Annotated in this window: 11 protein-coding genes; 3 read left to right on the top strand and 8 right to left on the bottom strand. The window is 41.7% G+C overall.

The annotated features are described in order from the left end of the window. Positions 1-47: 47 nt before the first annotated feature. From gatB to gatC, 3 genes are read right to left on the bottom strand one after another with little or no spacing between them, the layout of a single operon-like run. Complete coding sequence (gatB, locus tag QM874_RS06570) at positions 48-1,490, bottom strand: Asp-tRNA(Asn)/Glu-tRNA(Gln) amidotransferase subunit GatB (protein ID WP_414316696.1); 1,443 nt, start codon at positions 1,488-1,490, stop codon at positions 48-50. After that, positions 1,490-2,956: an Asp-tRNA(Asn)/Glu-tRNA(Gln) amidotransferase subunit GatA gene (gatA, locus tag QM874_RS06565; protein ID WP_414316695.1), complete on the bottom strand. Its 1,467-nt coding sequence runs from the start codon at positions 2,954-2,956 to the stop codon at positions 1,490-1,492. Before gatA ends, gatB begins: the two co-directional genes overlap by 1 nt. Further along, positions 2,956-3,258 (bottom strand): Asp-tRNA(Asn)/Glu-tRNA(Gln) amidotransferase subunit GatC, encoded by a 303-nt coding sequence (gene gatC, locus QM874_RS06560; RefSeq protein WP_060955336.1) that lies wholly within the window; start codon positions 3,256-3,258, stop codon positions 2,956-2,958. The genes gatA and gatC overlap by 1 nt, the downstream gene beginning before the upstream one ends. A 212-nt stretch (positions 3,259-3,470) precedes the next feature. Here gatC and QM874_RS06555 point away from each other — a divergent pair, with 212 nt between their 5' ends. The 3 genes from QM874_RS06555 to QM874_RS06545 all read left to right on the top strand — a co-directional run bounded on the left by QM874_RS06555 (position 3,471) and on the right by QM874_RS06545 (position 6,618). Further along, the gene (locus QM874_RS06555; protein WP_414311873.1) at positions 3,471-4,145 is read left to right on the top strand and encodes a TIGR02206 family membrane protein; all 675 of its coding nucleotides are present in this window, start codon (positions 3,471-3,473) and stop codon (positions 4,143-4,145) included. A 34-nt stretch (positions 4,146-4,179) separates the two neighbouring features. Then, the gene (locus tag QM874_RS06550) at positions 4,180-4,872 is read left to right on the top strand and encodes a TIGR02206 family membrane protein (RefSeq protein WP_414316694.1); all 693 of its coding nucleotides are present in this window, start codon (positions 4,180-4,182) and stop codon (positions 4,870-4,872) included. Positions 4,873-5,073: 201 nt separating this feature from the next. Further along, positions 5,074-6,618 (top strand): peptide chain release factor 3, encoded by a 1,545-nt coding sequence (locus QM874_RS06545; protein ID WP_247921858.1) that lies wholly within the window; start codon positions 5,074-5,076, stop codon positions 6,616-6,618. A gap of 600 nt (positions 6,619-7,218) precedes the next feature. Here the strand turns inward: QM874_RS06545 and QM874_RS06540 are convergent. The 5 genes from QM874_RS06540 to arcA form a co-directional block, all read right to left on the bottom strand. After that, positions 7,219-8,547 (bottom strand): dipeptidase, encoded by a 1,329-nt coding sequence (locus QM874_RS06540; protein WP_414316693.1) that lies wholly within the window; start codon positions 8,545-8,547, stop codon positions 7,219-7,221. Between the two features lie 17 nt (positions 8,548-8,564). Then, positions 8,565-10,073 (bottom strand): YfcC family protein, encoded by a 1,509-nt coding sequence (locus tag QM874_RS06535; protein WP_414270998.1) that lies wholly within the window; start codon positions 10,071-10,073, stop codon positions 8,565-8,567. A 94-nt stretch (positions 10,074-10,167) separates the two neighbouring features. Continuing rightward, the gene (arcC, locus tag QM874_RS06530; RefSeq protein ID WP_414316692.1) at positions 10,168-11,115 is read right to left on the bottom strand and encodes a carbamate kinase; all 948 of its coding nucleotides are present in this window, start codon (positions 11,113-11,115) and stop codon (positions 10,168-10,170) included. 389 nt (positions 11,116-11,504) lie between these two features. After that, the gene (argF, locus tag QM874_RS06525) at positions 11,505-12,521 is read right to left on the bottom strand and encodes an ornithine carbamoyltransferase (RefSeq protein ID WP_075229985.1); all 1,017 of its coding nucleotides are present in this window, start codon (positions 12,519-12,521) and stop codon (positions 11,505-11,507) included. Positions 12,522-12,586: 65 nt separating this feature from the next. Further along, complete coding sequence (gene arcA, locus QM874_RS06520) at positions 12,587-13,816, bottom strand: arginine deiminase (RefSeq protein ID WP_414270996.1); 1,230 nt, start codon at positions 13,814-13,816, stop codon at positions 12,587-12,589. Between the last annotated feature and the right edge of the window lie 228 nt (positions 13,817-14,044).

The raw sequence follows: 14,044 nt of genomic DNA, 5'->3' as shown, positions 1-14,044 counted from the left end.
ACTGCTAGTTTTGCTAGCAGTTTGGTGTCAGTTATACTTTAAATGAATTACTCATTTTTCAACTTAGCCAATTCTTGGGCAAGTAGTTTAAGAGCGACTTGTGGGTTAGCTTGACCCTTGGTTGCTTTCATGAGGAAGCCGGTGAAGGCCTTGTCAGCGTTACGTTTTCCTGACTTGAAGTCGGCAACAGCGGCTTCGTTATCCGCAAAGACTTGATGAATAATTGGAATCAAAACATCAGGATCTGAGATTTGAACTAAACCAGCTTTTTCCACGTATTCACGTGCTCCACCACCATTTTTAGCTAGGTGAACAAAGACTTTCTTGGCAATCTTAGACGAAATAGTACCGTCTTCGATGATGGCAATCATTTCAACCAAGTTTTCTGGTGTCAATTGGATTTGTTCTAGTGTCTTGCCTTCTGCGTTCAAGAATTGAGCGACTTCACCTTGGAGCCAGTTAGAAACTTGTTTAGCATCACCACCGAGGGCGACAGCTTTTTCAAAGAAATCAGAAGTGACTTTGTTTGCAGTCAACTGGCTAGCATCGTAGTCTGATAGACCAAGTTGAGATACGTAGCGAGCACGGCGTTCTTTTGGAAACTCTGGCAATTCAGTACGCATTTCCTCAATCCATTCATCTGAGATTTCAAAGAGTGGTAGGTCTGGTTCTGGGAAGTAGCGGTAGTCTGCAGCACCTTCCTTGACACGCATGAGGATGGTTGCTTTGTTCGCTTCATCGTAACGGCGTGTTTCTTGGCGGATTTGACCACCTGAACGAAGGATTTCAGCCTGACGTTGCACTTCGTACTCAAGACCCTTGCGGACATTTGAGAAGGAGTTGAGGTTCTTCAACTCAGTCTTGGTACCGAATTTTTCTTGACCATAAGGACGAAGGGAGATGTTAGCATCCACACGCATAGAACCTTCTTCCATCTTAACGTCAGAAATACCAGCGTATTGGATAACTTCCTTGAGGGCTGTAAGATATGCATAAGCTTCTTCTGGTGAGCGCATGTCTGCTTCAGATACAATCTCAATCAATGGCACCCCTTGACGATTAAGGTCGACATAAGAGAAACCATCTGTTCCGTGAGTATTTTTACCAGCATCTTCTTCCAAGTGGGCACGCTCGATACCGATTTTCTTAGTTGTACCGTCCTCAAGTTCTACTTCAATCCATCCATTGTAACCAATTGGCTCATCAAATTGAGAAATTTGATAGGCTTTAGGATTATCTGGATAGAAGTAGTTCTTACGGTCAAAGTGCATCTTCTTGTGGATGTCCATGTTGAGGGCAAGAGCGGCCTTGATACCGGCATCGACAACACCCTTATTGAGAACTGGCAGTACGCCTGGGAAAGACCAGTCAATCACGTTTGTATTGGCATTTTGGTCATTTCCAAAGTGGGCAGAAGTAGGTGAGAAGATTTTTGAATTGGTGTTGAGCTCTACGTGGACTTCAAGTCCAATGACTGTTTCAAAGTTCATTAGTTATCACCTCCAAAAATCACGGGTTGTTGTTTGTGGTAGTCTGTTGTTGCTTCAAAAGCAGCAGCAGCTTGGTAGATAGTCTCTTCAGAGTATTTTGGACCAATCAATTGTAGACCGACAGGTAGTCCTTGAGCAAATCCTGCAGGAATTGAAATTCCTGGGAGGCCTGCCAAGTTGACTGGGATTGTCAAGAGGTCAGCCAAGTACATGGCAACTGGATCGTGGTTGAGTGAATCCAAGTCAAAGGCTACGCTTGGAGCTGTTGGACCAAGGATGAGATCGTAATCTGCAAAGACTTTTTCAAAATCTTGGATGATGAGAGTACGAACTTGACCAGCTTTTTTGTAGTAGGCATCGTAGTAACCTGATGAAAGACTAAAAGTACCAAGCATGATCCGACGTTTTACTTCGTCACCGAAGCCTTGGCTACGAGTGTTAACGTAAATCTCGTCCAAGTTTTTAGCGTCCTCAGCACGGAAACCATAGCGGATACCGTCAAATCGTTGCAAGTTTGATGATGCTTCTGATGAAGCGATGATGTAGTATACAGCAACCCCATATTTTGAGTGTGGAAGGCTAACTTCTTCCACGATAGCACCTAGTTTTTCAAAGTGTTTGGCTGCGTTGAGGATAGTTTCTTTAACTTCTGGGTCAATCCCTTCACCAAGGTATTCCTTAGGCAAAGCAATTTTCATGCCCTTGATGTCTTGACCGATTTTTGAAGTAAAGTCAGCAATGCGTACAGGAGCAGAAGTAGAGTCTTTTGCATCTTTGCTAGCAATAGCATTGAGCAAGAGCGCATTTTCCTTAACGGTAGGAGCAAAAGGTCCAATCTGGTCTAATGAGCTACCAAAGGCAATCAGACCAAAACGTGAAACTGTTCCGTAGGTTGGTTTGAGACCGACAATTCCGTTGAATGCAGCCGGTTGGCGGATGGATCCACCTGTATCAGAACCAAGAGACAAACGGACTTGTCCTGAAGCTACAGAAGCTGCGGAACCACTAGATGATCCACCAGGAACCTTGTTGTGGTCCCAGGCATTTTTAGTTGCACCGTAGTAAGATGTTTCACCAGAACCACCCATGGCAAACTCGTCCATGTTGGTTTTCCCAACGACAATCATACCTTTGGCTTTTGCATTGGAAACGGCTGTCGCGTCAAAGATTGGCTCGTAGTTGTAGAGCATTTTTGAGGCAGCAGTTGTGAGGATACCGTCTGTAGAGATGTTATCCTTAACTGCAAGCGGAATTCCTGAAAGGACATTATCAGCATCAATTCCAGCGTCATCAATAGCCTTAGCTTGAGCAAGAGCTTGATCTTCAGCGATAGTGACAAAGGCATTGATAGCCTCTTCACGCGCCTTGATATCTTCAAGCGTTGCTTGCGTTAGTTCGGTTGCAGAAATTTCCTTAGATACAAGGAGATTATGCAACTCTTCAATCGTTTTATTGTTAAAAGTCATTAGGCATCTCCTCCATCGTCCAGGATAGCTGGTACCTTGATATAGTAATTGTCTTTTTCAGGTACATTTTTAAATAAGCGATCACGGTCAGTTCCCTCTTCGGCTATGTCTGGGCGAAGAACGGTCTTGCGATCTGCCATGGTAGTCGTTGGTTCGACACCAGTAGTGTCGACTTCGCCGAGCAATTCGACCATATCAACAATCTTAGACAAGGTTGTCGCAAACTCAGCAGTTTCTTCTTCTGAGAATTTTAATTTTGAAAGATTGGCAACGTGTGTTACCTCTTCTTGCGTAATTTTCATCTTGCATCCTTTCGTGAAATGATGATTATTTATCTGTTCTATTTTACCATATTTTCCTATAAATAAGGTAAGTCAAGTTGAAAAGAAGTAGAAATTGAAAAAAGGATTTTAATTCGATATAATGGTTGAAATTAGAGGAAAGACTAAGAGTCGTTTTAAGTTGGAAAACGAGTTGGATGATTGATCAAATGAAAACACATTAGGGGTGAAACATGACACTTTGGGATTTACTTTTTACCAGTAAAAAAACGGTGCCTCCACACTTAGGGCCATGGTACATTTTGTTACCGACTTCTTTGGTAATCATAGCTGTTTTATCGATTCGCTATGCAAGCTCTAAACGTTACCGAGATTTTTGGTATTGGGGTCAATTGATTCAATTACTGATTATCAACGCTTGGTATATTTCGGCACGCCTGCCCTTGTCTGAGGCTCTCCCTTTTTACCATAGTCGCATGGCTATGTGGATGATTCTTTTTGCTCCTGATAAGACTTTTTTTAAACAATATTTTGCCTTGGTTGGAGTATTTGGTTCTATTATGGCTTTAGTTTATCCAGTCTTCTATCCTTATCCTTTTCCTCATGTTTCCTCGGTTAACAATGTTTTCGGCCACTGGGCTCTCTTAGCAAATTGCTTGATTTATCTTGTCAGATACTATCAAGTTGAAAATAGGGATATTTGGAAGATTTGCCAGATGACCTTTGGCGTCAATGCTATTATCTTTCTAGCTAATCTTGCAACAGGAGGGAATTATGGCTTCATGAACAAGCCTCCTGTGATTGGGGATCATGGCGGTTTGGTTAATTATTTGATAGTAACTAGTTTGATGACAGGTATTCTCATCCTTATCAATCAACTCGTCAAATATAAACATAAGAATAGTTAGCGAACAAATGAATTAATTATTTTAAGGAGATTTTATGCATCATTTTATTACAAGAACCCAAACCACACCACCGCCTATTCCGATTTTTTGGTACGGTGTCATGATAGGCCTTCTTGCCTTGTCTATTTATGCTTCTCTTACTTACTACAAAAATCCCAAATTTGTTCGATTATTTAAGTTGATTCAAATAGCGCAACTGCTAGCTCTTTACACTTGGTATATAGGTTTTAGCATTCCATTTTCAAATAGTCTGCCTCTTTACCATTGCCGCTTGGCCATGTTTGCAGTAGTATTCTTGCCAGATAAATGGAAAACCAAGCAGTATTTTTCCCTTATGGGAGCCAGCGGAGCAGTATTTGCTTTGGGCTATCCCGTTTTTGATCCATATGATTTCCCGCATATTACCAGCTTTTCTTTCTTGATTGGGCATTACGCTCTCTTAGTCAATTCCCTGGTTTATCTCATGAATCACTACGATAAAACCCTACTTAAAAAGTATCGGATTATTGCTTACACTTTTGTTCTCAACCTTTTCCTAGTTGGAGTCAATCAAGTAACAGGTGGTAATTACGGTCTTTTGAATGCCACGCCTTTTATCCCTAACGCTCCTTTATGGATAAAGTATCTTCTGGTTTCAATCATTCTATCTGCAGCCCTAGTACTTTTTGATATCTTGTTTAAGAAACGTTGGCAAAAGAAAATTGCTCTAGAAACGATTCATCTGTGAAGCGATATTACGAGTGATAGATATAAATAATCAACAAAAGAATCTGAAGAGCAGGTCTACTATCTTGACCTGCTTTTCTTTTATAAGCAATTGAAAAACTCTCTAAAATCCGATATAATGGAGTGTTGAAAGGAATGTTAGAGTCCGATGTAAAAAATGCTTATAAATTGAAATAATAAAAAAGTAGAAAGAAAGAGAAATATGACTATTCAAGAAGAAATTAAGAAACGCCGTACCTTTGCCATCATCTCTCACCCGGACGCGGGTAAAACGACTATTACAGAGCAATTGCTCTACTTTGGAGGAGAGATTCGTGAGGCAGGTACTGTAAAAGGGAAGAAAACAGGAAACTTTGCTAAGTCAGACTGGATGGATATCGAGAAACAACGTGGGATTTCGGTAACCTCATCTGTCATGCAGTTTGACTATGATGGCAAGCGCGTCAACATTCTAGATACTCCAGGGCACGAGGACTTCTCAGAGGATACCTATCGTACCTTGATGGCGGTGGATGCTGCGGTCATGGTCGTGGACTCTGCCAAGGGTATCGAGGCCCAAACCAAGAAATTGTTTGAGGTTGTCAAACACCGCGGGATTCCAGTCTTTACCTTTATGAACAAGCTAGACCGTGACGGTCGTGAACCACTAGATCTCTTGCAAGAATTGGAAGAAGTCTTGGGTATTGCAAGTTATCCAATGAACTGGCCAATCGGGATGGGGAAAGCCTTTGAGGGGCTCTACGACCTCTATAACCAACGTTTGGAACTCTACAAAGGTGATGAACGTTTTGCCAGCCTAGAAGATGGCGACAAACTCTTTGCTAGCAACCCATTCTACGAACAAGTGAAAGATGATATTGAACTTTTGAATGAAGCAGGAAATGAATTCTCAGAGGAAGCCATTCTTGCAGGTGATTTGACACCAGTCTTCTTTGGTTCGGCTTTGACTAATTTTGGGGTGCAGACCTTCCTTGAAACCTTCCTCAAGTTTGCTCCAGAACCTCATGGACACAAGAAAACAGACGGAGAAATTGTTGATCCTTATGATAAGGACTTCTCAGGATTTGTCTTTAAAATTCAAGCCAACATGGACCCTCGACATCGTGACCGCATCGCCTTTGTCCGTATTGTATCGGGCGAATTTGAGCGCGGTATGAGTGTCAATTTGCCTCGTACTGGTAAGGGAGCTAAACTTTCTAATGTCACCCAATTTATGGCGGAAAGTCGTGAAAATGTGACCAATGCCGTAGCAGGAGATATCATCGGAGTTTATGATACAGGGACCTACCAGGTTGGAGATACTCTGACTGTTGGGAAAAACAAGTTTGAGTTTGAGCCACTACCAACCTTCACGCCCGAGATTTTCATGAAAGTTTCGCCTAAGAACGTTATGAAACAAAAATCCTTCCACAAGGGAATGGAACAGTTGGTACAAGAAGGAGCCATCCAGCTTTATAAGAATTACCAAACAGGTGAGTATATGCTAGGTGCTGTTGGACAACTCCAGTTCGAAGTCTTTAAACACCGTATGGAAGGCGAGTATAACGCTGAAGTTGTCATGACTCCAATGGGTAAAAAGACAGTTCGTTGGATTAAACCAGAAGATTTGGATGAGCGCATGTCTTCAAGTCGAAACATCTTGGCTAAAGACCGCTTTGACCAACCTGTCTTCCTCTTTGAAAACGACTTTGCCCTCCGCTGGTTTGCGGACAAGTATCCAGATGTAGAGTTGGAAGAAAAGATGTAAATCGTCACAAATGACTAGCAACATAAAGTTGCTGTCATTTGACGGTAACCGCTATGGCGGTTTACCTAAACGCTTCACTAGGCAAAACCCACGAATGGTATCGATTCGTGGGTTTTGCCGTCGTAACAGAAAGGAAGCGGTCTAGCTAACTGCCTTACTAACTCATCGGCGAAAAATAATCGTTTTCGCCTCTTCGTATCGTAACATTTACGAGTGGTCTAGCTGACTGTCTCACTAACTACGTTTAGCAAATAGAATCGATTTAAAAAACTCCGTGTCGTAATCTAATAAGCACTAACCGCTAAGACAGTTTACTTAAACGCTTCACTAGGCAAAGTCCACGAATAGTTTCGATTCGTGGACTTTTTCGTCGTAATAGTTAGAAAGAGGTCTAGCTACCTGCCTTACTAACTTCGTTTGCCAAATAGAATCGATTTGCCAAACTCAGTGTCGTAGTGAAAAAGAGTATCTGAGTTGGTAACTTACCTTAAAACTATTGAAAAAAGCCAAGGAAGGGATTTTCTTGGCTTTTGTTGTAGCTCGCTATTTAGAATTTTCTTAAAACTCCGTCCCGATTTGGGACGGAGTTTAGGAGGTCTTTTAGGTCGCTAATCGGTAAACAGCTTCAGCATAGATATCCATAGCATGATAGAGATCATCTAAGATAGCATATTCATTTGCTTGGTGTTCTGTTTGCTCTCTTCCTGGGAAGAGGGCGCCAAAAGCGACACAGTTTGGCATGGTACGTGCAAAGGTTGCACCGCCAGATGATAGAGCGGGACTCTTGTCACCAGTTTTTTCTTCATAAACCTGCATGAGTGTAGTGACGAGCATACTATCTCTTGCAACGTAAAGTGGTGCCAGGTAGTCAAATTCTTGGTAGCTAAGTTGGTAAGATTTTGCACACTCTATCAGCTGATGAACAAGGGCATCCTTGTCTGCAAGGACTGGGATTCGGATATCAATTCGAATCTCAGAACTTTCGGGAGTAATGGTTAAGGCGGCCACATTAAAGGATAAATGTCCAGAAGGCTGGTCGCTGATATCACCAAAGATTTCTTTTCCTTGACCATCTTGACCAACTTCTTTGGCAAGAAATGTAAGTGCAGGATGGGATTGAATGGAATCAAGCACGGTGGCTAATCGAATGACTGCATTAATCCCTTGGCTAGCATCCTTGGCATGCTTAGATACTCCTAGAACAGTAAGGTTCTGATCATTTTGTTGATAATCGTAGCCAGCAGCTATTAGGCCTGCCTGGATCTGATCCATAAGTGGTCCTTGATAGGTTGCCTTATCAGGAACGACATTGAAAGCTCCACCTACATCTAAGGCGAGTTGTTCTGATCCAGGTCCATGAAGTTTGACCTGAAGGAGTCCTTTTTCTGCATAGGTTAATGGGAACGATGAATCAGGAGCAAATCCCATGCTGGCTTGCTCTTCAATGGCATTATATCTTGCCATACAACGCCAAAGTGTTTCTTCATCAGTGCCAAATATGAACCGAACCCGTTTTTTGAATTGAATTCCTTGGTCAAGCAGGCTTTTGACTGCGTAAAGGGCTGCAAGAGAAGGTCCTTTATCATCCTGAGAACCCCGACCATAAACCCGCCCATCTCTGATACTAGCTTCAAATGGAGGAGTTTCCCAGTCTGTCAAATCGCCTGCAGGAACGACATCTAGGTGGCAGAGGATGGCAAGGAGATCCCCCTCACCAACTTCTGCATACCCATAATATCCTTGAGGATCAAGGTAGGTTTTAAAACCAAGTTCTTGACATAAGTCCAGCGTTTTTTTCAGGACATCTTGAATTGCTTGACCAAAGGGAGTGCCATTTTCACCTTCATTGAGAACAGAAGGATAAGAGATGATTGTTTTCAAATTTTGAAGAAAATCCTCTTTGATTGATTCTGTAATATAGGATTTCATCCGTATTTCCCTCTTTATTATAAGAATGGCACAAAGGTACCTAAGATGAGAAGTAGAATACTTGCAACGACAATGACGATGACGAGTTTTCCAACAAATTTCCACCAAGTTCCAAGGCTGACACGACCAAGAGCAAGAGCACCCATAACAATACCTGAAGTAGGAGTCACAAGGTTAAGGACACCAGATGCAGATTGGTAGGCAGTGACGATAAGGCTTGCTTTAACATTGACGAACTCTCCAAGAGGAGCCATGATACCCATAGTTGCACTAGCAAGACCAGATGAAGAAGGAATGAGGAAGGACATAGGTAGGTAGAAGATATAGGTCAATACGATGAAGATTTGAGGAGAAAGACCTTGAAGGCCAACTTCACCCCAATGTAGGATAGTTGCAGTAATCATACCATCGTTCATGATAACTTGGATACCACGAGCAACCGCACAAATCAAGGCAACTGAAAGCAAATCTGCAGCACCAGTTAAGAAGGTTGAGACAATCTTGCTTTCTTTGAGACCATAGACAACACCGATCAAGATACCCATAACGGCAAAGAGCATAGCGCCTTCTGGGAAGTACCAGCTACCAAATGGTTGAGCAGATGAACCGATAACTCCTCCAATTACAGGAAGGCCGATTAACCAATTCTTGAAGTCTTCAAATACAGTAACATGCAAATCAACCCAAGGGATGAAACTTGCAATCATAATGATAAAGGTTAATACAAATAAAGCGAGGACATGTTTTTGTTTCTTGCTCAAGGTAGATGGTGCATCATCGTTTTCTGAAACATTAAAGTGTTTGATATCTTCTTCGCGTTGAGCGTAAACGAGTGATTTAGTAGGATCTTTTTGAATCTTTTCTGCATAACGATAGACAAAGTAAGTGCTGATACCTGTCATTACAAACCAGAAGATAACACGGAGAATAACCCCATCCATAGAAGAGATTCCCGCAGTATCAGAGGCGATAACAGTAGCAAATGGATTCAATGTAGATGCCAAACAACCAACTTGAGAACCTAGTAAGATGATGGCTACGGCAGTGATACTGTCAAAACCAACTGCCATCATTACAGGGACAAGAAGGGGATAGAAGGCCATGGTTTCTTCACCCATACCATAGGTAGTTCCTCCAAGTGCGAAGAGGGGCATGAGGATGAGAATCAACATTTTTTCGCGGCCCTTGTATTTTTTAACGATGGAGGCAATCCCTACATCGAGTGTACCAGTAGCGTTTACGACACCAAGGAAACCTCCGACCATAAGGATAAAGAAGGCAACGTCGATTGCTGCGCTAGTTGGTTTGTGACCGAGCATGGCACGAATTGGGGCCATAAAGACATCGTAAATCCCTTGAGGATTAGAGTCAACAGTTTGATAGGTACCTGCGATGAGGTTACCTGCTTCATTGGTATCATACTTACCTGCAGGAATGACCCAGGTCAAAAATGCCATAATGGCAATGATGATGATCAAAACAGTGTATGATGAAGGCATTTGAAACCTTTTTTTATTTTCACTCATTTGTTTTTCCTCCTAAACTATGTCACACAGTATAAAAACGAATGATGGTGGCAAGAGTGCTGACTAAACTTTCTTGTAAAGTATCACTAAGATGCTAATCTTTAACGATGATTGTTCCGCTATCAGATTCAATCAAGGCTCCCAAATTGCTGAGGGAAGTGATGACGGCTTTTCCTGCTGGACGATTGGTTACAAAATCAATGGAAGCTTGGATTTTTGGTAGCATACTACCAGGAGCAAATTGCCCCTCTTGGATGTATTCTTGGAGTTGGCTAACAGTTACCTGCTCCAATTTTTCTTGATTTGGTTTGTTATAGTTGACATAAGCATAATCTACGCCAGTCAAAACGATGAAGAGATCGGCTTCAACCAGTTCTGCCAAGCATTGAGATGCAAAGTCCTTATCGATAACGGCTTCTACCCCTGATAGGTAACCGTTTTCATTTTCGATTACAGGAATACCTCCACCGCCTGCAGCGATAACAACTTGACCTGCGTTTAGCAATGCTCGGATACTATCGATTTCTTTGATGTGAATAGGTTTTGGCGAAGCAACGACTTTACGCCAACCGCGACCCGAATCCTCTTTAAAGGTAGCTCCAGTTCGTTCACTTTCTACTTTGGCATCTTCTTCTGAGTAGAAAGGACCGATTGGTTTGCTTGGGTTAAGAAATGCAGGATCATCTTTGTCCACGACTACTTGCGTTACAATAGACGCAACAGGTTTTTCCAATTTCAAATCAAGCAAAGCATTATCTAAAGCATTTTGGAGCCAAAAACCGATACTACCTTCAGTCATGGCTACGAGTGAGTCTAGAGGGAAGGCTGGATTTTTTTCAGAATCTGCCGCTAGATGTTGAAGGAGCAAGTTACCGACTTGCGGTCCATTTCCGTGTGTAATGATGAGTTCATCACCGTTTTGGATTAGTTTTACCAGATGGCGAGCTGTTTCAGCTAGAGCTGCTTCTTGGGCTTGAGCAGATGGATCGGTAGAGAGAATAGCATTCCCTCCAAGAGCGACAACAATTTTACGATGTGACATGAGCGCTCCTTTCTTTGAGATGGGCTAAAACCAAGATTTGGTTAAATGATTGGATTTGGTAGTTGAGAAAGAAGGCTTTCTACAAACGAGCAGAGTTGGAATTCTAGACATATAAATAACTGGGGAGGCAGTTAATTTTTTGTTATGAGGTTTGGGTTGAATGTTAAGCTAGTAGCTTGAATGTGACTGTTTTCAAATTCCAACTCAGTTCTCGTTTCTACTACAAAAAGGGACTGGACTAAAACACTAGTCTCAGCCCCTAAGCTGTTTGTTAATACTCTTCGAAAATCAAATTCAAACCACGTCAGCTTCGCCTTGCCGTACTCAAGTACAGCCTGCGGCTCGCTTCCTAGTTTGCTCTTTGATTTTCATTGAGTATAAAGTTAGTATTACACTTTTGGAATATAGAGATTTCCTAGTGTAGCAGCCATAACAGCTTTGATAGTGTGCATACGGTTTTCTGCTTGGTCGAAGTGACGAGCGTACTTGCTGCGGAAGACTTCATCTGTTACTTCCATTTCTTCGACACCGAATTTTTCAGCAACGTCTTTACCATAAACAGTGTGAGTATCATGGAAGGCTGGCAAGCAGTGTAGGAAGATCAAGTTTTCATTATTTGCTTTCTTAACGAGGTCCATATTGACTTGGTAAGGTTTAAGCATAGCTACGCGTTCTGCGAATTTATCTTCTTCACCCATAGATACCCAAACGTCGGTGTAAAGAACATCTGCCCCTTTAACGGCTTCATCAGCATCTTCAGTGATCAGAACATGAGCGCCACTTTCTTTAGCAAATCCTTCAGCCAATTCAACGATTTCTTTTTCTGGGAAGAGTTCTTTTGGTGAGAAGATGTGGACATTGACACCAAGGATAGCTCCAGTTACAAGAAGACTGTTGGCAACGTTGTTACGTCCATCACCACAGTAAACCAAGGTCAATCCTTCAAGGCGTCCGAAGTTTTCTTGTACTGTCAAATAGTCAGCGAGCATTTGAGTTGGGTGCCATTCGTCAGTTAGACCATTCCATACTGGAACACCTGAGAATTCAGCCAATTCTTCAACCATACGTTGGCTGAAACCGCGGAACTCGATACCATCAAACATACGTCCTAAAACTTTTGCTGTATCTTCAGTAGATTCTTTCTTACCTAGTTGGATATCATTGGCACCTAAATATTCTGGGTGTGCTCCAAGATCGATTGCAGCAGTTGTAAAGGCTGCGCGTGTACGAGTAGAAGTTTTTTCAAATAAAAGAGCAATATTTTTACCTGCTAGGTAGTGGTGCTCAATGTTGCGTTTTTTGAGGTCTTTCAAATGAGCGGAAAGGCCAATCAAATATTCGAGCTCGGCACGGGTAAAATCTTTTTCAGCTAGAAAACTTCTTCCTTGAAATACTGAATGTGTCATTCTATAAATCCTTTTCTAACAAGCTTTAATTCTGTTAGCAGGCGCTAAACAGAGAGAGGGAGGGCTTAAATGTCTTCGCGTACAAATGGCATAGACATACAACGAGGTCCACCACGGCCCCGAACCAATTCACTTCCGCGAATCTTAATCAAGCGAAGTCCGTATTCTTCCAAAATCTTATTGGTCACGGTATTGCGGGCATAAACAACTACCACACCAGGTGCGATGGTCAAAGTGTTAGATCCATCATTCCATTGTTCACGCGCAGCTGCTACGATATTGCCTCCACCACAACGGATCAAATGAACTTTTTCTATGCCAAGGTTTTGAGCAAGAAGTTCAGCCAAATCACCTTTTTCTTCAACAATCTTGAGTTTTTCATCTTCATAAGTAACAGAGTAAACATGAAGGTCACCTTCGATTTCAGGGTGAATAGTGAACTTGTCATAGTCTACCATGGTGAATACAGTATCCAAGTGCATGAATTTACGGTTGTTAGCAAATTCGAATGCTATAACTTTCTTGAAGCCAACATTTTTCTTGAAGATGTTAACCAAGAGTTTTTCAATAGAAGCTGCATCTGTACGTTGAGAAATACCTACTGCAAGAACGTCTTTAGAAAGAACTAACTCATCCCCACCTTCGATACGTGTATCTTCTTCACGGTTGTAAACCAATTCAACTTTTCCACCATAGATTGGATGGTGTTTGAAAATGTATTTACCATAAAGAGTTTCACGGTTACGAGTATCTGCATACATGTGGTTGAGCGATACGGCATTACCAATTGTAGCAAATGGGTCTCGAGTGAAGTAGAGGTTTGGCATTGGATCAATAGCAAATGGATAGTCTGACTCAACTAAGTCAGTTAAACCTTTTGCTTCTTCAGGAATTTCTGGCAATTCAGCTTTTTGAACACCAGCCATCGTTTTTTCAACCAATTCTTGGTTGTCTGTAATGCCTTGAAGCAACTCACGAATAGCGGCCTTGGTTTGACGACCACGGATGTTGGCTTCGTCTAAGTATTCCTCGATAAATTGATCGCGGATTTCTGGGGAAGTCAATGATTCAGCAGCCAGCTGCTCTAGATATAGAACTTCGATTCCTTCATCACGAAGAGCTTGAGCAAATGCATCATGTTCTTTTTGAGCATCTTCCAAGAAAGGAATATCATCAAAAAGAAGCCTTTCAAGATAGTCCGGCAACAAGTTTTCCAACTCCCTGCCTGGACGGTGCAACATAACTTTTTTCAGTTTCCCAATTTCTGAGAAAACATGAATTGGATGTGAAGACATGTGAATCCTCCTTTTTTCTTGTGTGTACCAAACTGTTTTGGTATCGCTTACATTTTAATATTAACACAATTTAATATGCTTTACAAGGAAAATGATAAAGCCTAAAAGTCCTAGAAAAGCCTATTTTAAGGGATTTCTTACATTTTTTTATAAGATTATTCATAGACATGTATGTTAATTTAACTTATTTTTATATTCTATAAATTTAATGCATAAAAATATTTTTAA

Origin of the sequence: Streptococcus infantis (assembly GCF_047463615.1) — a bacterium.
Classification (GTDB): domain Bacteria; phylum Bacillota; class Bacilli; order Lactobacillales; family Streptococcaceae; genus Streptococcus; species Streptococcus infantis_X.
This window is presented reverse-complemented; position numbering and strand designations above follow the sequence as displayed.